This is a genomic window from Rhizobium tumorigenes (genome assembly GCF_003240565.2).
In the GTDB taxonomy this organism is placed as follows: domain Bacteria; phylum Pseudomonadota; class Alphaproteobacteria; order Rhizobiales; family Rhizobiaceae; genus Rhizobium; species Rhizobium tumorigenes.
This window is the reverse complement of the sequence record NZ_CP117255.1, coordinates 1685698-1706448: the sequence shown is the minus strand read 5'-3', so window position 1 is coordinate 1706448 and position 20751 is coordinate 1685698. Positions and strand designations below refer to the sequence as shown.

The 20751-nt window shown below is 58.7% G+C and carries 23 protein-coding genes and 2 tRNA genes; 14 read left to right on the top strand and 11 right to left on the bottom strand.

Features of this window, described 5'->3' with window-relative positions; translation table 11 throughout:
• The first annotated feature begins 163 nt into the window (after positions 1-163).
• Complete coding sequence (locus tag PR017_RS08475; RefSeq protein ID WP_111218054.1) at positions 164-1225, top strand: alpha/beta hydrolase family protein; 1062 nt, start codon at positions 164-166, stop codon at positions 1223-1225.
• Between the two features lie 21 nt (positions 1226-1246).
• On the opposite strand, the gene PR017_RS08470 is transcribed toward PR017_RS08475, so the two are convergent.
• Positions 1247-2449 (bottom strand): amidohydrolase family protein, encoded by a 1203-nt coding sequence (locus tag PR017_RS08470; protein WP_111218051.1) that lies wholly within the window; start codon positions 2447-2449, stop codon positions 1247-1249.
• Positions 2450-2659: 210 nt separating this feature from the next.
• Here PR017_RS08470 and PR017_RS08465 point away from each other — a divergent pair, with 210 nt between their 5' ends.
• The 3 genes from PR017_RS08465 (at position 2660) to PR017_RS08455 (ending at position 3824) form a co-directional block, all read left to right on the top strand.
• Complete coding sequence (locus PR017_RS08465) at positions 2660-3139, top strand: DUF2938 domain-containing protein (protein WP_111218066.1); 480 nt, start codon at positions 2660-2662, stop codon at positions 3137-3139.
• Between the two features lie 46 nt (positions 3140-3185).
• Entirely contained in the window at positions 3186-3407 is a 222-nt protein-coding gene (locus PR017_RS08460; protein WP_111218049.1) for a hypothetical protein, read from the top strand.
• Positions 3408-3623: 216 nt separating this feature from the next.
• Entirely contained in the window at positions 3624-3824 is a 201-nt protein-coding gene (locus PR017_RS08455) for a hypothetical protein (protein ID WP_111218047.1), read from the top strand.
• Between the two features lie 404 nt (positions 3825-4228).
• Here the strand turns inward: PR017_RS08455 and PR017_RS08450 are convergent.
• The 3 genes from PR017_RS08450 to PR017_RS08440 form a co-directional block, all read right to left on the bottom strand.
• Positions 4229-5007, bottom strand: a protein-coding gene (locus PR017_RS08450; protein ID WP_425070025.1) for an IS5 family transposase whose coding sequence is annotated in 2 segments (ribosomal slippage) — positions 4229-4665 and positions 4665-5007 — 780 coding nt in all. Because the reading frame shifts where the segments join, the coding sequence is not laid out codon by codon here.
• A 30-nt stretch (positions 5008-5037) separates the two neighbouring features.
• Positions 5038-5604, bottom strand: coding sequence for a hypothetical protein (locus PR017_RS08445; protein WP_111223037.1), 567 nt, complete (start codon positions 5602-5604; stop codon positions 5038-5040).
• A 193-nt stretch (positions 5605-5797) separates the two neighbouring features.
• On the bottom strand, positions 5798-6148 hold the full coding sequence (locus PR017_RS08440; protein ID WP_240539174.1) for a hypothetical protein: 351 nt from the start codon (positions 6146-6148) through the stop codon (positions 5798-5800).
• Between PR017_RS08440 and dusA the strand changes: the two genes are divergently transcribed.
• Entirely contained in the window at positions 6047-7012 is a 966-nt protein-coding gene (dusA, locus tag PR017_RS08435; protein WP_240539173.1) for a tRNA dihydrouridine(20/20a) synthase DusA, read from the top strand. The genes PR017_RS08440 and dusA overlap by 102 nt on opposite strands.
• A 309-nt stretch (positions 7013-7321) precedes the next feature.
• On the opposite strand, the gene PR017_RS08430 is transcribed toward dusA, so the two are convergent.
• On the bottom strand, positions 7322-7534 hold the full coding sequence (locus tag PR017_RS08430) for a cold-shock protein (protein ID WP_111223035.1): 213 nt from the start codon (positions 7532-7534) through the stop codon (positions 7322-7324).
• 675 nt (positions 7535-8209) lie between these two features.
• Here PR017_RS08430 and PR017_RS08425 point away from each other — a divergent pair.
• Together PR017_RS08425 and PR017_RS08420 are read left to right on the top strand one after the other, a co-directional pair.
• Positions 8210-8791 carry a DnaJ domain-containing protein gene (locus tag PR017_RS08425; RefSeq protein WP_111223034.1) on the top strand — a complete coding sequence of 194 codons (582 nt, stop codon included), beginning with the start codon at positions 8210-8212 and terminating at the stop codon, positions 8789-8791.
• A gap of 199 nt (positions 8792-8990) precedes the next feature.
• Complete coding sequence (locus tag PR017_RS08420) at positions 8991-9485, top strand: hypothetical protein (protein WP_111223033.1); 495 nt, start codon at positions 8991-8993, stop codon at positions 9483-9485.
• 94 nt (positions 9486-9579) lie between these two features.
• On the opposite strand, the gene PR017_RS08415 is transcribed toward PR017_RS08420, so the two are convergent.
• Positions 9580-10358, bottom strand: a protein-coding gene (locus PR017_RS08415; RefSeq protein WP_425070025.1) for an IS5 family transposase whose coding sequence is annotated in 2 segments (ribosomal slippage) — positions 9580-10016 and positions 10016-10358 — 780 coding nt in all. Because the reading frame shifts where the segments join, the coding sequence is not laid out codon by codon here.
• Between the two features lie 713 nt (positions 10359-11071).
• On the opposite strand from PR017_RS08415, the gene PR017_RS08410 reads away from it, so the two are divergent.
• From PR017_RS08410 to PR017_RS08400, 3 genes are all read left to right on the top strand, one after another.
• Positions 11072-11638, top strand: coding sequence for a hypothetical protein (locus PR017_RS08410; protein ID WP_133255647.1), 567 nt, complete (start codon positions 11072-11074; stop codon positions 11636-11638).
• Positions 11639-11879: 241 nt separating this feature from the next.
• Positions 11880-12374 (top strand): invasion associated locus B family protein, encoded by a 495-nt coding sequence (locus PR017_RS08405; RefSeq protein WP_111221733.1) that lies wholly within the window; start codon positions 11880-11882, stop codon positions 12372-12374.
• 8 nt (positions 12375-12382) lie between these two features.
• The gene (locus PR017_RS08400; protein ID WP_240539098.1) at positions 12383-12970 is read left to right on the top strand and encodes an SH3 domain-containing protein; all 588 of its coding nucleotides are present in this window, start codon (positions 12383-12385) and stop codon (positions 12968-12970) included.
• Positions 12971-13070: 100 nt separating this feature from the next.
• Here the strand turns inward: PR017_RS08400 and PR017_RS08395 are convergent, their stop codons facing one another.
• From PR017_RS08395 to PR017_RS08375, 5 genes are all read right to left on the bottom strand, one after another.
• Positions 13071-13274, bottom strand: coding sequence for a hypothetical protein (locus tag PR017_RS08395; RefSeq protein WP_111221734.1), 204 nt, complete (start codon positions 13272-13274; stop codon positions 13071-13073).
• Positions 13275-13413: 139 nt separating this feature from the next.
• A complete protein-coding gene (uvrB, locus tag PR017_RS08390; protein WP_111221735.1) occupies positions 13414-16359 on the bottom strand; it encodes an excinuclease ABC subunit UvrB in 2946 nt (981 codons plus the stop codon).
• A gap of 126 nt (positions 16360-16485) precedes the next feature.
• Positions 16486-16977 carry a hypothetical protein gene (locus PR017_RS08385; RefSeq protein ID WP_240539099.1) on the bottom strand — a complete coding sequence of 164 codons (492 nt, stop codon included), beginning with the start codon at positions 16975-16977 and terminating at the stop codon, positions 16486-16488.
• Positions 16978-17125: 148 nt separating this feature from the next.
• Complete coding sequence (locus tag PR017_RS08380; protein ID WP_133255648.1) at positions 17126-17416, bottom strand: hypothetical protein; 291 nt, start codon at positions 17414-17416, stop codon at positions 17126-17128.
• A 250-nt stretch (positions 17417-17666) separates the two neighbouring features.
• Positions 17667-17741: transfer RNA gene (locus PR017_RS08375), tRNA-Asn, on the bottom strand.
• 117 nt (positions 17742-17858) lie between these two features.
• Between PR017_RS08375 and PR017_RS08370 the strand changes: the two genes are divergently transcribed.
• The 4 genes from PR017_RS08370 to PR017_RS08355 all read left to right on the top strand — a co-directional run bounded on the left by PR017_RS08370 (position 17859) and on the right by PR017_RS08355 (position 20698).
• Positions 17859-18176 (top strand): hypothetical protein, encoded by a 318-nt coding sequence (locus PR017_RS08370; RefSeq protein ID WP_111221737.1) that lies wholly within the window; start codon positions 17859-17861, stop codon positions 18174-18176.
• Between the two features lie 158 nt (positions 18177-18334).
• Positions 18335-18408: transfer RNA gene (locus tag PR017_RS08365), tRNA-Cys, on the top strand.
• 403 nt (positions 18409-18811) lie between these two features.
• Positions 18812-19483: a protein-L-isoaspartate O-methyltransferase family protein gene (locus PR017_RS08360; RefSeq protein WP_111221738.1), complete on the top strand. Its 672-nt coding sequence runs from the start codon at positions 18812-18814 to the stop codon at positions 19481-19483.
• A gap of 240 nt (positions 19484-19723) precedes the next feature.
• Positions 19724-20698: a DUF2497 domain-containing protein gene (locus PR017_RS08355; protein ID WP_111221975.1), complete on the top strand. Its 975-nt coding sequence runs from the start codon at positions 19724-19726 to the stop codon at positions 20696-20698.
• The last annotated feature ends 53 nt before the right edge of the window (positions 20699-20751 follow it).

The window sequence follows — 20751 nt, the reverse complement described above, 5'->3', positions numbered from 1 at the left end:
GGCGCGGGCATGGACCTCGATCGCGATTTCGGACGTCCGGGAATGCGATACGGGTCGCGGGGGTGAGGGCAGTGGTCATGCTGTGCTTCTAAGCGCGCCGCACTTCCTTCCTCCAAGACACGGGGAAAACACACTCCCGGCGCTCGTAAATGTGAGGACCAATATGCTTTCTCCATTAAAAACGATCGCCATGCTGTGCACGGCTACAGTCCTTACGATGCCGGCGCAGCAGCGAGCCCCCGCCAGTGAGACTGTCGGAGTGCGCGAAATTTCCGCACCGTCGCCTGAGCGCGGCACCGACCTCGACGTTACCGTCTGGTACCCGGCGCTCCCCGGTGGAAAATCCATGCTGCTGGGAGAAAGCATGTTCTTCGTGGGAACGCCTGCCATGCTTGGCGCTCCGATCTCGGAGGGTGCATTTCCCCTTGTCTTGCTTTCACATGGCGCCGGTATCGCCGGAAACGCGCAGGCGTTGAGCTGGCTCGCAGCGCCACTGGCCAGCGAGGGTTTCATCGTGGCCGCCCCCAACCACCCCGGCAATTCGGGGGCCGGGCGATCCGCAGCGGAGACGATGAAACTCTGGCTGAGACCCGGCGATATCAGCGATACTCTGGATGCAATCGGGAAAGACGCCTTTTTCAAAGAGCACCTGGAAAGCGGCAAGACAGGAGCACTGGGCTTGTCAGCGGGCGGCAGCACAGCCCTAGCGTTGGCTGGCGCCCGGATCGATCCGCAGCGGCTCGCAAGTTATTGCGACACGGATGCGCTCAATCCATCGCTTTGCGACTGGGTTCGCCAAAGCGGTGTCGATCTTCATGCCATGGATATGCAGTCCGCCGGCCGTCATAGCGAAGACAAGCGCATTCGATTTGCGATGGCGATCGATCCTGCGCCGGTCGACGTTTTTGAGCCCGGGACGTTCGCGGAAATTTCCATTCCCGTCGAGATCGTCAATCTCGGTAGGCCCGGAACAATTCCAGCCACCGCAGATGCGGCGGCAGTTGCCAAGGCGATTGTAGATTCGAGATACTCGACCATCCCGGATGCCAGTCATTTCAGCATGTTCGCCGAATGCAAGCCGGGTGCTGAAGAGACCGCTACGGCAAAGGAGATCGGCGACCCGATCTGCAGGGACGGCGGCGGTCGCTCCAGAGGTGCCATCCACAGGCAGTTGATCGACATCGTAACGGCGGCCTTCGAGCGAGAGCTTGGTTCGGATCGCTAAGGGCAGGAGCGAGCCACCGCCTCACCGCACCACCATCCCGTTTTCCGCCACCAGCCTGCCGCCCTTGTAGACGGAGCGTTGTTTTGGCACGGAGACGACAGCTTCAGGGACATGGGCGGCCGTCAGTGTGACGAAGTCGGCACGGCTGCCGACCGCCAGGCCATAGTCCTCCAGCCGCAGCGCCTTGGCACCCGAGGTCGTCACGACGTCGAAGGCGGCGCGCAGGTCTCCGTCGGTATAGAAGCCGGAGCGGTAGCCGATCATCATGGCGCGGCCCAGCATGTCACCATCGCCATAGGGCCACCAGCTGTCGCGGATGTTGTCGCTGCCGCTGAAGACGGTGACGCCGGCCGCCCGTAGCAGCGCCACCGGCGGGAAGGCGTGATTGCCGGGCGCATTGGTCATGATCGACACGCCGGAGGCCGCCAATTGTTCGCCGGCGCGCTTTGCCGCGTCGGGGGCGAGATCGCCAAGGCCGTAGGCGTGGCTGACGGCGACATGCCCCTCCATCGACAGCGAGCAGGTGCGGGCGCAGATTTCCTCGATGGTGAACTGGCCGAGCGTGCCACCATCGTGCAGGTGGATGTCGATATCGGCGCCGCGGCGCTCGGCAATGTCGAAGATGACGTCGAGATGGCCGCCGAGGTCACGGTCGAAACTGGCCGGATCGAGCCCGCCGACGATATCGGCACCTATGGCAATCGCCTCGTCCATCAGGCCTGGTGTGCCCGGGCTTTTCAGGATGCCGCTCTGGGGAAAGGCGACGAGCTGGATGTCGATCAGCCCGGCATACTCGTCGCGCACCTTCAGGATCTCCTTGAGGTGCTTGAGGCCGACGGAGCCGTCGACCATCACATGGCTGCGCATGGCGGTGGCGCCGTTGCCGATGGCAAGCTCGAGCTGCTTTCTGGCGCGCACGTCCATCGGTTCGGCAATGGCGAGGTTCTGGTGCTGGAAGGCGACGCGTTCGTGCACGTCGAAGCCGGCGGTGCAGGGCTTGTGAGAAATCCACGGGCCGCCGTAGAAGCTCGTGTCGAGATGGATGTGGCCTTCGACGAAGCCGGGTACCACCAGCGCGCCGCCGAGATCGACAGTCGTGCCGGCGCCGGTGCCGAGGCTGCCGCTGGCGCCGATGGCAACGATGCGGCCGCCGGTGACGGCGATGTCGCTGAAGGATCCGTCGTCCAGCCGGGCATGGATGAAAAGCGTGTCGATGGCGGTCAAATCTCTCTCCTTGGCGATGTCGTGCGCGTCTTCTGAGGCTTTGTAGCGCAATAATGCGGCGGAGACAGCAAGGGCAGCCGGATCCGAGGCCTGAAAGCTTGGGGCGAGGCGATTCTTTTGGCCGGCTTCTACGGATGGGCATTGCTTTCGCCGGTGCGCCTATGGTTTGGTGCGCGCCTGCTTCCGGCGTCCCAAATTATCGGATTTCACATGGTCGACATTTTCTGGCGCTGCCTTGTCATCGGCATTGGCGCAACGATCCTTATGGATCTCTGGGCGATCCTCTACGCCCGGCTTTCCGGCAGCGGCATGCCGAACTGGGCGCCGGTCGGCCGCTGGTTCTATCACCTGCGCCATGGCACGGTGTTTCACGACGATATCAATGCGAGCGCGCCCTACGCCCACGAACTCGCGCTCGGCTGGATCGGCCACTATGCTGTCGGCATCGCCTATGCCTTTCTGCTGGTGGCGATCACCGGTCCGGGCTGGCTGCTGGCGCCGACATTTCTGGTTGCCTGGATCTGGGCGATCGTCACCGTGGCGGCTGGCTGGTTCCTGTTGCAGCCGGGGCTCGGCATCGGCTGGGCAGCGTCGAAGACGCCCAATCCGAACAAGGCCCGCCTGCTCAACCTGGTGGCCCACACGGTATTCGGCTTCGGGCTGTACGGGACGGCGCTGCTGATCCGCTGAATTTACGGCCGGCGCGCGCGCCGCCGACGCTTAAGGAGACTTTGACATGGCCGACGACGAATTCATGACGCTCTACAAGGCAGGCAAGTTCAAGGAGGCACTGGCCTCGGTGACCGGGACCGACCCCAAGGCGAAATGGACGCCGAGCCGCTATGCCATCGACAAGCGCGTCAACAAGCCGATTTTCTACCGCGGCAACAAGCGCGTCGAGAAGGATGCCAACGGCGAATGGCAGCTTTCCAAGCACAAGTTCGAGTTTGACGACTAGCCTGGGTTAGGCGTCCAATTCGCCTTTGACGATTGGCCTCTGTAACGCCCGATTTCCGCCTCGCTGCTGTCGCGCCGCTGTCTTCGTTGCGGGTTATGCTGACGGCTCTTCCTAGTGCAGTGCAGCATGGTTAATTTTTAACGACTCGCCTGCTAGGAAGGGAACGAAGACGGCGCATGCGCCGTTTATCCGGAAGCTATCAGGAGGGCCCCGACCATGATCTTCAATTTCTTCAACGCCCGCAGGCGCGCCGCTTCCATCGAAATCGATGCCATCGACTTTTCCCGCGAAGAAGCGCTGCATCCTGCACTCGAAGCTCTGGTCCTCGCCCAGGAAAAGCAAGTCAATCTTTCGTCGCACGAGCGCGACTACGGCGCCAAGCGCGCGCCGATCCAGATGCCGGTTGCCTTTATCTAAAGCACCGATATCGGAACATCATACGGCCCGGTCGGCTTCATGCCCGCCCGGGCCTCGCTTTTTTGTCGGGCCCGCTATATACAGCGATGCACGCGCGCCCAAGGGCCCTGCGCTCGCTAGACGAAGATCCCAAACCAAATGCCAAGATACGATCTGTTGTAAGAAGCCCTGCGTCTCATACAGGCTGCGACGACGTCATCTCTGCCTCTAGGCATTGGCTGAGAAATTCACTTTAGTAATTCAAATTATTAACTAATTTTCTTTGTTTGCTTTTGCTGCACTGGACGCCGGCTGCATGGTGCAGATCCTGCTGTATGTAACGCAGACCCGGCCGTTACGGTTAAGGACTGCGGCGGAGTTAAATTTTTTCCTATCTTGGTCGTGTCGAGATGCGAGTGTCTGGGCTAGGCCACGGACTCATTAGTTGAGGCGATCCATATCCTCGTCGCGACAAGCTTGAGGGCGGCCATGTAATTATCAGCGCGCCGGTCGTATCGCGTCGCGAGGCCTCGCATCTGCTTGATACGGTTGAAGAACCGTTCCACGAGATTGCGCTGACGGTAGACCCAGCGGTTGAAGCTGAATGTCTGCTTTCGATTGGCCTTTGCAGGGATATTCGCCCAGCACTTGCGTTGCTTGGCAAAGTTACGAATTGCGTCGGTGTCATATGCCTTGTCGGCGAGGATCGTCGCGCCGGGCCGCAGGTCGCTCAACAGCTTTTCAGCCATCGGTGCATCGGCGGCTTGGCCGGCGGTGAGTTCAAGCCGAACCGGTCTGCCATCTGCATCGACAAGAGCGTGGATCTTTGTCGTCAGGCCGCCGCGCGAACGTCCCATGCAAGGATCGGCAGATCCCCCTTTTTAGCGTTGGCACCATGCTGGTGAACGCGAACACAAGAACTGTCGATCATCACGATGTCTCCATCGTAACGCTTTGAAACGGCGTCCAGAAGACGATCCCAGACGCCCGCCTTGCGCCATCGGGAGAACCGATTGTAAAGCGTCGTGCGCGGGCCATAACGCTCCGGCACATCTCGCCAAGACGAACCAGTCCTGAAACGCCACAGGATGCCGTTGATCACCCGGCGGTCATCGACACGTTCAATTCCACGGCTATTGTTCGGCAAAAGAGGTGCAATGATAGCCCATTCTTCGTCGCTCAATTCATGACGGCGCATGGCAATCTCCTTTCAAGGAGATTGAATCACACACCGTCAATAAGATGAACCCCGTTTATGGGGACACTGCCTAGGTAGCCCAAGCGGCGTATAAAAATAGCTAACCATCAAAGCTGGCACCCCAAGACTGGCTATCTCGATCAGTTGGCAATCTGCCGGATCGTCGATCATGCCGTTGGTGCAATGCGCTAGCCCCTTGTTCGTGAGGCGAAATACTCTCAACAAAGCGCGTTCCGCCATGTCCGCGTCGCCGCAGTACCTGCTAACAGCGATCTGCGGAGACAGCATAGGTAGGGGGCCGCCGGTGTTTCTAAAGTGTTCGACGCCAACGTCCGTAAGTCGACGCTTCTTAATCTGGCTTAGCGAACCCTTTTCCTCACAGAGCCCCAGAAATTCGAGCAAGGCTCTGCAATGAACCAGTCCGACTTCCAACATCGGGTTGGTGATCGCGTTCAGATTGCCCTCCAGCATCAGCTTACCATCAAAGTGGACGGCAATGGCGGGAGCCTTCTTCCACTTGGATCGAACGCGTAGCGCCCAAGCAAGAGCGGCGACGGCGTGCATCCGGTGGTCTAGCACCGTTCGTGTCCTCTGCTCGTCCATCCGTTAGCGATTCTCCCGTTACTTCAACCTGCATCGTTTCGCGCCGGATCGGCCCGTCGCTGTCTACCCGCATGTATGGCTCATCGCTCCATGGGAAGCTTCCTCGATCCGCTGTTCACTACTGGTCTCAATATAGGCAGGGAAATCCTGACCTATTCAAATCGTCGGCTCAGCCAACAAACTAACCTGCACTCTAGTTCATTTGAGCGATTTCCGTCGCATTCTGTGCACCTATAAGTTCAGATTGCCGTTGGAGTTCTGTTTGTCTTGGTGCAGCATATGGAACTATGCCGTATCTCCATTCAATGGATTCAAGTGCGTACTCGTGGTAGAAACGGACTTGAGATGGATGTTGGCTAACAGGGCCGACATTCTTGCGTAGCTTTGGAAAACCATGAAAAATCAATATTGTAGCGGACAAAAAATCTTCGCCGTCGCGCCGATGATCGACTGGACGGATCGGCATTGTCGGTTTTTGCATCGGCAGATCAGCCGGGAGGCGCTGCTTTATACGGAGATGGTGGTGGCGGATGCTATCATCCATGGGCCGCGCGACAGGCTGCTCGGGCATCATGCCGAGGAGCATCCCGTGGCGCTACAGGTTGGCGGCTCGGATGCGGGCAAGCTTGCCGAGGCGGTGCGGATTGCCGCCGATTACCGCTACGACGAGATCAACCTGAATGTCGGCTGCCCTTCGGACCGGGTGCAGTCCGGCACCTTCGGCGCCTGCCTGATGCTGACGCCGGATACGGTGGCTTCTGCGGTGGCGGCGATGAAGGCGGTAACCGACTTGCCGGTGACGGTGAAATGCCGGATCGGCGTCGACGAGCAGGACCCCGAGGTGGCGCTGCCGGACCTGCTGGTGCGAGTGCTCGACGCCGGCGCCGACGCCATCTGGATCCATGCGCGAAAAGCCTGGTTGAAGGGCCTGTCGCCGAAGGAAAACCGCGATATCCCGCCGCTCGACTACGACCTCGTCTACCGCATGAAGCAGCGTTTTCCGGATGTGTTCATCGGCATCAACGGTGGCATCAAGACGCTCGACGAAGCGGAGATGCACCTGCGCCATGTGGACGGCGTCATGCTGGGCAGGGCGCCTTATGGCGATACGGCAGTTCTGACCGATGTCGACCACCGCATCTATGGCAAACCTTTTCGCGCGCCGGACTGGCTGGCGCTGCGCGATACGATGATGACTTATGCCGGCGCGCACATCGCCGGTGGCGGACGATTGCAGCAGGTGACGCGCCATATGATCGGGCTGTTTTCGGGCATGACCGGGGCGCGGCGGTTCCGGCAGATCCTGTCGAGCGATGCGGCCAAGCCGGGCGCCGGGCCGGAGATCATCGCCGCTGCCTTTGCCGCCGTGGATTTCTCAGCTGCCGAGCCGACGGCGCTTTCGGCCTGACGAGGGACATGGCTGCTGGGCTGCGGTGCCAGATCGCCCCCTCTGTCCCGGCGGGACATCTCCCGCACAAGGGGGAGATTGGCCGGGAACTGTCAGCCCGCAAGAGGCAGATCAGCCGAAAGCCAGGAGTCGGCAATGGAAAAGAATAATCTCCCCACTTGTGGGGGAGATGTCAGCGCAGCTGACAGAGGGGGGTGGCACCGAGCAAAAAGGCTGCCCTCCACGGCATCAACTTAAGCTCAAACACAAAAAAAACGGCGCGCCCTGCAGCACGCCGTTCTTCAAAATGTCGTCGTGACTGGACGGGTCTCAGAAAGCCGAGATGTTGACGGCCTTCGGACCCTTGCCCATGCGATCCGGCTCAGTGTCGAACGTGACCTGCTGGCCTTCGCGCAGCGACTGGATGCCGGAAGCTTGGAGAGCGGAGATGTGAACGAACACATCCTTAGCGCCGCCTTCTGGCGTGATGAAACCAAAACCCTTGTCCTGGTTGAAAAATTTAACGGTGCCCTTGGTCGCCATGGAAATAGTCCTTTTCCCTCTAGTCCATTTTGCCCGGTGGTCGATGCCGGACGGTTGTGCCTTCGCGCGGCGCGGAAGACGGTCGAGTAGTCACGTACGGGGAAAGAACGTCTACGCAGGCTTTGCCACATCTGTCCAGTCACCGGCAAGTAAATGCCCGAGAACCAATTCGTGGCAGCATTTTTTTAAAAAAGCAAGCGACAAAATTTCGACACGTTTCAACCTGCGCGGCATAGCGCCTTTAAATCAAGGGTTTGAAGGGTTTCTGAAGCCCCATTCAGGACGGTTGTGCCATTTCGGGAGGTTGCGTCGATGTCTTTTTTCGCTGCCCCGGAACGGGATTTTGCGCTTCCCGGACGGGGTCTCGTGCAATTTCAGGCGCACAATTCTGACCTCGCAGACCTCCGGCATGGTCCGTTATATATCGCCTATAAAGCATCTGCCCCGACGGCCCGGTGGCGTGGTTTTCGCGTCCGTTGGCACAGGTTTCCGGCATGCGGCCGACGGCCAGTCGCCATAAGGTTGTGGTCGCCTTAAAGTCGGGGATATCGTGACGGTCTCCACAATTTGGTCCCGAGCAAGGCCGATGATATCAACGCGCTGCGGGGGTTGAAGCCGGGCGTGCAAGAGGCTAGTCGGAGTGGGTGCGTGCGGGCAGGCGGAAGAGGTAGCAAGATGATGGATCCCTATGCGATGCTCGGTCTCGCGCGCGATGCGGGCCTCGATGCGATCAAGAGCGCCTATCGGAAAGCTGCCAAGACCGCCCATCCCGACAGCGGCGGCGATGCCGAGCACTTCGGCAGGCTGCAGGCCGTGTACGAGCTGCTGCAGGACCCGATCCGCCGCAAGGTCTACGACGATACCGGCTACGATCCGCAGCTCGCCGACCCGCGCGACCTGCAGGGGGCGGCCATGATCGAGGCGCTGGTCAACGATTTCATTCTCGACGAGCGCGAGCCTGGTTCCTTCGATCCGGTTGCCGCGATGCGCCGAAAGCTTTCGGACGAGGCGGTCAAGAACCGCTTCCACATCCTCGAGCTGGAACGCCACCGCGCCCGCGTCCGCAAACACATGGACCGCCTAGGCCGCCGTCCCGAAGCCGACGTCCTCGGCTCCATGCTCCGCGCGCGGACAACGGCGATTGCCGAGGCAATCCGCAAGGCGGAAGCGCAGGTGGAGACGATCGAGCACGCGTATACTATGCTCGAGGAGTATGGGTATGAGATGGATGTGGTGGAGTTGCGGGCGGCGGAGTAGTGGGGGTGAGGTTGCGTCTTTCGACTGGTTGAAACCTAGCTCATGACAGTCAGTCATCGTTGGATTTCCAGATCCACATACAGTGGACTCATGTAGTGGGACACTATCTGGTCTTTGCTCTTCGAGCCGACAGGCCAACCAGGTTGCGGCTTCGGTAAGAATCGCATCTTATCGGTGCACTCAACAGTGCGAGGTAGGCATGCCATTCGTCATTGCGCCGATTCCCTTATTTAATGAGCTTTGCAAAGATGTCTATGACGGTATTAAGAAGACTATAAGTCTAACTAGGGACGGTTTCCTTGCTGCTACCGAAGCCGGCATCTCCGATTATTATGAGAGGAGATTAGCGCGGTATGAAAAACTTCACACCCTCCTTTCGCCGCATCAGCCGGTTCAATTAAGAGATATTTTTGTAAAGCCGACACTTGCTTGTGGCGACTTAGGTGTGACTGTTGATAGCATTTATGACTTCCTCGCCGCAAAACGAGTTGTTGTTATTCAAGGAATCGCGGGTCAAGGCAAATCGATATTAATAAAGAATTTGTTTTGTGAAATGTGCCGGGACGATCACGGATTTATTCCTGTTTTTCTGGAATTGCGTGATGTTGATTTTGGAAAAAGAGATATCAAAGACGTTGCTTTCGAAGAGATTTTTTCTTCAAATACGTCATACCCCCGTTGCTGCCTTCCTTAGTCTTCTAAGAGCAGGGAGATTCATATTTCTACTGGATGGCCTCAATGAAATAGGGCCTAAAAGTCGCGAAGACGCATTGCGAAATATTGACAAACTAGGCCACGGACTCATTAGTTGAGGCGATCCATATCCTCGTCGCGACAAGCTTGAGGGCGGCCATGTAATTATCAGCGCGCCGGTCGTATCGCGTCGCGAGGCCTCGCATCTGCTTGATACGGTTGAAGAACCGTTCCACGAGATTGCGCTGACGGTAGACCCAGCGGTTGAAGCTGAATGTCTGCTTTCGATTGGCCTTTGCAGGGATATTCGCCCAGCACTTGCGTTGCTTGGCAAAGTTACGAATTGCGTCGGTGTCATATGCCTTGTCGGCGAGGATCGTCGCGCCGGGCCGCAGGTCGCTCAACAGCTTTTCAGCCATCGGTGCATCGGCGGCTTGGCCGGCGGTGAGTTCAAGCCGAACCGGTCTGCCATCTGCATCGACAAGAGCGTGGATCTTTGTCGTCAGGCCGCCGCGCGAACGTCCCATGCAAGGATCGGCAGATCCCCCTTTTTAGCGTTGGCACCATGCTGGTGAACGCGAACACAAGAACTGTCGATCATCACGATGTCTCCATCGTAACGCTTTGAAACGGCGTCCAGAAGACGATCCCAGACGCCCGCCTTGCGCCATCGGGAGAACCGATTGTAAAGCGTCGTGCGCGGGCCATAACGCTCCGGCACATCTCGCCAAGACGAACCAGTCCTGAAACGCCACAGGATGCCGTTGATCACCCGGCGGTCATCGACACGTTCAATTCCACGGCTATTGTTCGGCAAAAGAGGTGCAATGATAGCCCATTCTTCGTCGCTCAATTCATGACGGCGCATGGCAATCTCCTTTCAAGGAGATTGAATCACACACCGTCAATAAGATGAACCCCGTTTATGGGGACACTGCCTAACAAAAGAATTTCCAAACATATCGTTGGTTATAACGACTCGACCAACACATTTTCTAGACTCATGGAGTATTTCAACCCATTGTTCCCTCTGCGATTATGACAAAAAACAAATAAAAGAACTTGTTCATAAATCACCTATCGAAAATGAGATTAAAGTTAAATTTGTCCAGAAATTGGAAGAATCTTATTATGGTTCTCATAAGAGATTTTTGAGTAATCCTCTGCTTTGTAATATGATGCTGCTTACCTTCATTCAAGGTGGAGATATTCCAGAGCAAAAGCATATTTTTTATAAAAAGGCATTTGATACTCTGCACCTGCATCATGATAATATGAAGTTTCTCTATAAGAGGCAGTATCATAGTGGCTTTCAGGAGGATGTCTTCGTCAAGATTTGGAGATCTTTTTGTTATTTTAGCTATATTGATCGTAAGACTAAGTTCGAGAGAGAGCAGGTGTTACAGTATATAGGTAAGTCATTACTCTATATGGGGGTCGATGGCGCCTTTGACGCAGTCCTGATGGATTTTGTTGAGTCTTTGTGTGTTATTATAAAAGATGGAGACAGTTACGTTTTCCTACACCGCTCATTTCAGGAGTATGCCGTTGCTGAGTTTATAGTGTCGGAACAAATTGAAAATATAATTGACGTATGCGATATTTTGGTCAGGCGCGTCGGAAGACGATGCGTTAAATTTAGCTTTTGCTCTAAATCAAGAGTTTATTGAAAATAATTACATACTTCCAAAGATTGAATCTATTCTTGTAAAGGCCAGATCGACCAGGAGTGTAAAAGGAAAAATGGCGTTATTTTTCCCGGAGCTATCTGTCCGAAAAATTGCGCCTGACGAGGAGTTTAAGCTATTTTTTTCGATAAACGACGATTCTGGCAATATATATTATGGATCTTTTCTCTTTTTTATTCGCGGAAAATACGGTTTATCTTATCTCGAGCGACTTGTCTTAGAAGCAACTCAATTTATTGTTAGTATGCCTGCAAATACCACGAAAGGCGGGGGCCGCGGAGTTTCCATAGAGGAAAGTTCATATGAAGCCAATATTCATTTTGATGAAGTGATTGAAGCTGACGTAAAGGCTAGTCCCTTTCGCGAAATGGCCGCGGTCCACGTGCAATTTTTAAGGGAGTGCAGAAATAAGATTGAAGCTAAGCGTAAAATTCGTAGATCGTTCTTAGCTATCAATTTTAAATAGCGGGTTCCTGTCGCATTTCGGCTACCGACATTTTCATAACTCGAGGCTGTCGGTGAGGTCTCCAATTAACTCAAGGGTTTAGAAATCCTGAAAATTCCTTAGGTAATGGACTCTCCATCACAATATCGTAACCACCCCATTAACCTCCCGGTAACCCCCGGCAGTCTCCAATTGGGCCTTCGCGTGGCCGGAAATGTTCCGAAATCCGGCCTGAGTTTGTCCAAAACCTGTCTGGAAGATCATGCCTGGAAAAACCTCTTTTCTCGTTGTCGCTGCCGTTCTTGCCTCTTCTGCCGCGGCGTTTGCCGAGCCTAGCCGGATCCAGCAGTTCGATGACTGGGGCGTCTATTCCTATGCGGCGAAGTCGGGGACGGTTTGCTATGCGCTTTCGATGCCGAAGAAGATGGAGCCTGCCGGGATCGACCACGGGAAGAACTTTTTCCTGGTGTCGCCATCCGCCGACGGCGGCTTCGTGCCAGAGGCGGTGCGTGGCTATATGCTGAAGCCGGGCGCGCCGATCACCGTTTCGGTCGACGACAAACGCTTCGCCATGGTGTCCAAGGACAATGCCGCCTGGGTGCGGGACGTGGCCAAGGAGCCGGATCTCGTGGCGGCGATGCAGGGCGGCAGCGACATGACCGTCAGCGCCACCTCGAAACGCGGCACGCCGACCCGCTACACCTATTCGCTGGACGGCATCTCGGCGGCGCTGAAGAAGGTGTCGGCCTGCCGGTGAGGGCGCCCTTGTCCCGCAGCCTCGTGGCCGTCGCCGGTTTTTCGGCCATCGTGCTGCTGGTCTCGCCACTCTCGCAGCCGCTGCCATCGGCCGCACCTCTGCTGTCGGGCACATCCGCTGGCACGCCTGCTCCGGTGCTGGCGCCCGGCTTTGCGCGCGGCAGCGAAAGCGGCTTGGCCATGCCGCGTTTCGTGTCGCTGAAACCGCGAAAGGCGCGCTTGCGCATCGGGCCTTCGCTCGATTATGCGACGCGCTTCATCTATGTCGCGCCTGGCCTGCCGCTCGAAGTCATCCAGGAATATGGCCGCTGGCGGCAGGTGCGGGATTCCGACGGCACGTCCGGGTGGATGTACGGCTCGCTGCTATCGGGCCAGCGGACCGGCATCGTTGGCCCCTGGCTCTCGGCCAACGTGCCGCTGCGGGTGGCCGCCAATGCCAAGGCGACGGCAATCGCGGTGCTGCAGCCGAAGGTGTTGCTGAGGCTATCGGCCTGCGACGGCAGCTGGTGCCGCGTGCATCTGAGCGGTCTGCGGCTCACGGGGTATGTCAGGCAGGCCGCCATCTGGGGTGCCTATCCCGGCGAGGTGTTCGGGTGAGGGCGCAAGCTGGCGAGAACGTCGCTCGCGACATCGCCTGCGTCTGACCGTTTGAAATCGGATCGTTACGACAGGCGCACGTTTGCGCCGCTCTCCGTCATCAGCGTTGGGCAGTTCCGTCGATCTTCATGCGGATCTGGTCGACATTGCCGCGCACATAAATCGTCAGCGGGTTGCCGCCGGCGCCGGATACGGCAAAGGCGATGATCGACACGTCTTCTTCGAAAGTCGTGACGTAGAGCACCTGCGCCGGATTGACGTAGACAGGCTGGTTGTGGGTATTCTTGAAGCCGATCAGCGCCATGGTTCCGTCCTCTTTAAGGCAAGTGACATATGGCTTGCCATGCGGAGATTGCCTTAGTCTTAACAGCGCGCCCGCAACCCATCAACGAGCCCTGTCGGGCCCAAGTTTTTTGCTTTGCGAGCGCGGGCAGCCTTGTTTTCTAGCGCCCCGGCCGTCCGGTCTTGCCCTTGGTGCGCTTCTGGCGCTTGGCGTCGCCGGCATCCTCGTAGGAGCCGGCGCCGGCCTTGGCGCGGACGATCGGGCGAGGGTCGTCCTTGCCGGATGCGGGGCTGGCGTCCTTGTCCGGCTGCCCTTCGAGCAGCGGCGAAAAACGCTTCTTGCTGCTCACCGTTTCCGGCGGACGTTCCGGCAGGCTGCCCGCCACCGGCTTTTCCGTACGCCCGACCGTCATTTCGTCGAGGCTGTTCTTGCGGAACAACGGCCGTGCCGTGTCGGTGCCCGGTCCCATGTCGTCGAGCGACGGTTTCTGGAAGTAGGAGGCAGAGGATGCGTTTACGCCTCCCTCTGTCGGCTGCGCCGACATCGCCCCGCCACCGGGAGAGATGGAAGTTTTGCGCTTGCCTTTGGGCTTGCCGTTGTCGCCCTCGACCGCCCTGGCTTCCTGGCGGGCCATCGGGTCGTCCATGACGGCGAGTTCGGCGGCCTTGAGGCGCTTGATCTCGTCGCGTAGTCTGGCTGCCTTCTCGAAGTCCAGATCGGCTGCGGCGTCGCGCATCTGCTTTTCGAGCGCGTTGAGATGGGCCTGCAGGTTACCCCCGACCAGGTTGCCGCCATCGGCAAAGCCCTTGCCCGACACGCCGGAAATATCGGCGCGGACGTGATCGCGCTCGTAGACGCTGTCGAGGATGTCGGAAATGCGGGCCTTCACCGATTCCGGCGTGATACCGTGGGCGGTGTTGTAGGCCACCTGCTTTTCGCGGCGGCGCGAGGTTTCCTCCATCGCCCGCTTCATCGAACCGGTGATGTTGTCGGCATAGAGGATGACCTTGCCGTCGACGTTACGCGCGGCGCGGCCGATGGTCTGCACCAGCGACGTCTCGGAGCGCAGAAAACCCTCCTTGTCGGCATCGAGAATTGCGACGAAGCCGCATTCCGGGATGTCGAGGCCTTCACGCAGAAGGTTGATGCCGATGAGCACGTCGAAGGCGCCGAGCCGGAGGTCGCGGATGATCTCGATGCGCTCCAGCGTATCGATATCGGAGTGCATGTAGCGCACACGTACGCCCTGTTCGTGCAGGTATTCGGTCAAGTCCTCGGCCATGCGCTTGGTGAGGACAGTGACCAGCGTGCGGTAGCCGGCAGCCGCCGTCTCGCGGATTTCGCCAAGCACGTCGTCGACCTGGCTGCGGGCGGAGCGCACCTCGACAGGCGGATCGATAAGTCCGGTCGGGCGGATGACCTGCTCTGCAAAGACGCCGCCGGATTGCTCCATCTCCCAGTTGCCGGGCGTCGCCGACACGGCGATGGTGTTGGGGCGCATGGCGTCCCATTCCTCGAAGCGCAGCGGTCGGTTGTCCATGCAGGAGGGCAGGCGGAAACCGTATTCGGCCAGCGTCGCTTTGCGCTTGAAGTCGCCGCGATACATGCCGCCGATCTGGCTAACGGAGACGTGGCTCTCGTCGATGAACAGCAGGGCATTGTCAGGGATATATTCGAACAGGGTGGGTGGCGGTTCGCCGGGGTTCCGGCCAGTGAGATAGCGCGAATAGTTTTCGATGCCGGCGCAGGAGCCGGTCGCCTCGATCATCTCGATATCGTAGCGTGTGCGCTGCTCCAGCCGCTGGGCTTCCAGCAGGCGGCCGCCCTTTTCGAGCTCGGCCAGCCGCATTTTCAGCTCTTCCTTGATGTGGCGGATAGCGCCGTTCAGCGTCGGGCGCGGCGTCACATAGTGCGAGTTGGCGTAGATCTTGACCGATTTCAGGTCGCCGGTCTTGTGGCCGGTCAGCGGATCGAACTCGGTGATGCTGTCGATCTCGTCGCCAAACATCGAGATCCGCCAGGCCGCGTCTTCCAAGTGGGCGGGGAACAGCTCGATCGTATCGCCGCGCACCCGGAAAGAGCCGCGCTGGAAATCCATGTCGCGGCGCTTGTATTGCTGGGCCACGAGGTCGGCGAGCAACTGCCGCTGGTCGAGCTTGTCGCCCACCGTCATCTGGAACGTCATCGCCGTGTAGGTCTCGACAGAGCCGATACCGTAGATGCAGGAGACGGATGCGACGATGATGCAGTCGTCGCGCTCCAGCAGCGAGCGGGTGGCGGAGTGGCGCATCCGGTCGATCTGCTCGTTGATCGACGATTCCTTCTCGATGAAGGTGTCGGAGCGCGGCACATAGGCTTCCGGCTGGTAATAGTCGTAATAGGAGACGAAGTATTCCACCGCATTGTCGGGAAAGAAGTTCTTGAACTCGGAATAGAGCTGGGCCGCCAGCGTCTTGTTCGGCGCGAGAATCAGGGCAGGGCGTTGCGTCGCCTCGATCACCTTGGCCATGGTGAAGGTCTTGCCGGAGCCGGTGACGCCAAGCAGCACCTGGCTGCGCTCGCCACTGTCGATGCCGGCGACAAGTTCCTTGATCGCTGTCGGCTGGTCGCCGGCCGGCTCGTAGTCGGACTGCATGCGGATTTTGATGCCGCCCTCCGATTTTTCCGGCCGGGCAGGACGGTGGGGTGTCCACATCTTGCCGTCCTTGAACAGCGGATTGCCGCTTTCGATCAGCGCCGACAGTGCCTCCACAGTGGCGGTGACGGCCGTGCCCGCATTGGCGGCGTCCTCGAGCGAGGTATCCATGCCGGAGACCGGATTGAGCCCGGCGGCAGCCCGCGTCTTCGGATCGGTCGAACCGCCCATGGAGGTGCCGCGCGCCGATTTGGAGGCGGCGATTTCGACCTTCTTGCGATGCTTGCCGGCCTTGGAGGCGATCTCGCGCTGCGTCTCGACGCCGGAAATCTCCGCTTCCGCTTCGAGCTGCTTCACCCAGTCGGCAACCCCGCCTGACAACGGCGCGCCTTCGAAGGGCGCCTGCGGAGCCTCCTCGAAACCGATATTTCGATCATCGCGAGCGGGAGAGTTTTTCGGGGATCTAGCCATGCCTGGAATATGGAGCGGCGAAGGCGGAAAGTGAAGAGGGCATGAGTACAAAAGGGCAACGGCGCAGCGGTTTGACGCAGGGGCCGACCGCCTGCACGCAATGTCGATGTCTTTTACAGTATGCGCCTAATGGGGGCCGCAGACCTCGGAGATCTTCTTCTGGGCAAAATTGCGCGCCAGGTTCTGGATATCGCCGACCGAGCTTAGCAATTCGCCGACGGGGCCGCTGACGCTGACACGGGCGTCAGTGACCTTGCAGGCGCCGATATCGACGGACATCGATGCCTGCAGCTTGCCCTTCATGTCGATGCCGCCGAGAAGTCCGTGCGAACTCGATTTGCAGGCAAGGTCAGCCTGGGCGTTGATCTGCACGCCATCCGGCGCGGTGCAAAGGTCGAGGCCCGTGAGGTTGAAGCGTTCCTTCTTGTCGAAACCGGGAATTTTGGCGCAGGGATCGGCTTCGTCGACCGCTTTCAGGATACCCGGACCATATTTGCTTTGCAGCAGCGACCAGCAGCTTGGCGCTGCCATGGTAGCCGTCTGCGGCAGCACAAGGGCGACGAAGGTGCCAATGGCTAGGCTGAGGGCGCGAAGTCGGGTGAGGGATGTGTGGATCAAGGGATCGATTCCTGCTGGGACACGAAAGGTTACACACGCCTCCAGCGGGTCTTGGCGCGGGACGTCGAACAAACGCCATTCTCCACCGCTTTGCCCGTTCGAGCAACGGGGAAGTGAGATTGGTTTCAGTCCGAGCTTGGCTCAGCGCCTATTCGGTGCAATCCCACTCGCGGGCGATAATATAGACACCCTTGTTGGCGACATCGCCGCGCGGTGAAATCAGCTTTCCCTTCATGTAGTCGCCGCTGTCGCCGACCTCCTTGCCTTCGAAGGTCCAGCTCAAACCGATGGTCGAGCCGTCGCTCCAGTCCGGATGGATGTCGTCCGGGTTCGGGGATGCCAGAATCCGGGCCGAGCCGTCATTCGGCGTACATTGTGCCGCGAGCGAAATCCCGGGAAAGAGCAAGACGGTAGCGACAAGCACAGGCATAAGTTTCATTTCACGCTCCTCTGGCGACACGGCAACGGCTTTTAGCGATCATTGGGGAGGCGACCTCTACCCGTCCGGCTGGAGCCAACTGGTCGCAGGTCCAGGGTCGCGGCACAAGATATGACGCGTGGAGGCAGCGGTTCATTTTTGGGAAATACCGGCTGTCTCACATTTCACCAAACGTGTGAAAGGTGAGCTGGAAACCATTGCATCGAAAAAGAAAAAAGCCTCTGCATTGCTGCAAAGGCTTTTTATAATTTGGCTCCCCGGGCCAGATTCGAACTGGCGACCTGTCGATTAACAGTCGAATGCTCTACCGCTGAGCTACCAGGGAAGACCGCTTGGCGCGGTGTGAGTGGCCTAATACAAATGCTTTCCCGATTTGCCAAGCGGTTTTTTCAAAAATCGCCCATCGTCTTGCATTAATCGCCCATATCACCATTTCCTGTGGATGAATGATGCTTCGAACCCGCCACATACGGACGCCACGCGCCGGCCAAAGCCGAAAACACGTTTTGGCGTCGATCACGCCCGCGGCAAGCTGGTGCTCGGCTCCGTGCACGTGCCGCTGCCGAAATCGCGGCTTGCGCGGATGTCGGTCGGCACGGCGCTGATCGGAGGCGGTTGCCTCGGCTTCCTGCCGATTCTCGGGTTCTGGATGATACCGCTTGGTTTCGTCATCCTTTCGCAGGACAGCGCCACCGTCCGCCGCTGGCGCCGCCGCATGTCGGTATGGTGGGGCCGCAAGCGACAGCCGAACGCCAGATAGTGCCTGCTTCCCGGAAAAGCTGCGGCGCATCGCCTTCAGGTGACTTATTGATGGCAGCCTATCTTGGCAGCGAAGGGTACGAAAAATCATCCCGTTGGCGGCGAAGGGTCTTGCGCTCTGTCTAGAGCTAGTCTAAATCGCCGCGACCACACACGGATGGCCTCGTGGCGGAGTGGTGACGCAGAGGACTGCAAATCCTCGTACCCCGGTTCAATTCCGGGCGAGGCCTCCACTTTCTAAAGCAATAAAATCAATATTTTAGCGCCAATATGGTGCCCAATTGGGCAAGTTCATATAGCACTCGTGTTGCAAGTTCTTCCTTTGGTTTCCGGCTATTTCCACCGCGAGATCAAAGAGAAAATTGATGGCGCGGACGCTTGGGCGCGATTTGCGTCCGTTGACTGATCCGCCGGAGGCTCTGGTCCCGGGCGATTGCTTATTCAAGGCCGAATGCGCTTCGACACTCCTGTCTCTTTAGATTTAATCCCCGATGACATTCGCTCGGACAATTGTCAATTTGAAGCAACGATGCTCTCCGCAGGATTTTCCCTTCCGTCCACATGCACGCCTTGAAAGCTTTAGCGGCGGCGACTAAGACGGTGCACGGATAATCGCTTTTGATGGGGCGGGAGAGCATGATGGATTTCGGAAACGCGCGGTTGAAGATGGTCGAGAGCCAGATCAGGACGACGGATGTCACCTCGCACTCCGTGCTGAACGCTTTTCTCTCCGTGCCGCGCGAAGCGTTCGTGCCGGAAAAGCTCAAGGTGCTGGCCTATATCGATAACGACGTCGAGATCTGTCCGGCCCTCGAAGGCAATCCACCCCGCTACCTGATGCAGGCATCGCCGCTGGCAAAGCTGCTGCAGCTTGCCGCCATCGGCAAGGACGATGTGGTGCTTGAGGTCGGTGCCGGAACAGGCTACACCTCGGCGCTGCTGTCGCTGCTTTCTGGCTCGGTCGTTGCGCTCGAATGCGACGGGACTTTGGCGTCGCAGGCGCGCGAAACGCTTTCGGCGCATGGCTATGGCAATGTCACGGTGGCGACAGGTGCGCTTGAAAAGGGCCATGCTGCCGGAGCGCCTTACGATCTGATCTTCGTCAACGGCGCTGTCGAAGAAGTATCGACCGATCTTTTCGGACAGTTGCGCGACAATGGCCGTCTCGTCGTCGTCAAGGGTTTCGGCAATTCGGCGCGGGCCTCGGTGTTCGTTCGCGAGCGTGGGGCAATCTCGGAAAACACATTTTTCAACGCCTCCGTGAAGGCGCTGCCAGGCTTTGCCAAGGTCAAGGAATTCGTCTTCTGAGCAAGGCTGCCGGTTGACGATTATTCGGACGGGCACCCTGGGTGCCCGTTTTCATTTGCGGTGTTTCCATCGCCGCTGCTTTTGCGTGCGGCTATGGACAAGGTAAACAAAACTGTGCATCAGCGGACTTAGTCGATTCGCGGTGATTTTTTTCCCCCGGAGAGTATCCTAAGGTGACGATGATTCGAATGGCTGGCGCGCTGGCATTTCGGTCCTTTCTGCAGGATAACGGGGATGAAAATGGCTCAGTCCAATGTTGCGCGTGAACCGTCGATGGAAGAGATTCTTGCCTCTATCCGCAAGATCATCGAAAGCAACGAGCCAGGTGGTGGTCCTTCCCTGTCAGCTTCGATGCCGCCGCTCTACGAGGCTGCGGAAAACGACGACAACGAGATACATCTGACTGTCGATGATGAATTCGAAGGCGTGCTCGACGACGACATGCCGCCGATGCCGGCTCCCCAGGACCCGCGCTTCGTTGCCGCCAATTCGGCCGGCCACGATCCGGATGCCGCGCCGCGCAGCACAATGTCGCTGGCCGACGTAGCCGCCCGCGTGCGCGCCGCTTCCGATCGCAATTCCATGCAGATGAACGCGTCGCGCGAAGCTCCGCCATCCCGCGAAGCGCAGCCGTCTCGCGAATTGCCGCCGGCAATGGCTGCCCGCCTTGCCGAGGTGCGCCTTGGCTCGCATGCGATGCAGCCCGATATCGCCGAGGCTGAGGCGCGGTACATGCAACGCGAGCCGATGGCTGCCGTGTCGCAGGATTTTGCTGCCGAGATGTCCGACGTGGTCGTGCACATCAGGCCGGTCGAGCCGGTGCAGCAGGCCGTCGAACAGGTCACTCGGGCACCTGACATGCCGTCCGGTGTACGGACACAGCCGCAGCCCGAGCGCGCCGCTGCGCCGCAGCCGGTTCATGTCGAGCCGGAGGCCGCCTATGTAGCGCCTGCCGAGCAGCATGACCGGTTCCTGCCGCAGTTGCATGAAGAGGCCCAGAAGATGCTGGTCTCGGAGGCCACCGGCGAACAGGTTGCCCGCTCTTTCGACGAGCTTGCCGCAGCGCTTGGCGCCGAACGCCGTTCGCTCGACGACATCGCCCAGGACATGCTGCGGCCGATGCTGCAGGAATGGCTGGACGACAACCTGCCGACGCTGGTCGAAAAGCTGGTGCGCGAAGAGATCGAACGGGTTGCCCGCGGCCCCCGCCGCTAGTTTTTTCCGACACCTCGCGACGACAGCCGCTCCGGGCACGGGGCGGCTTTTTT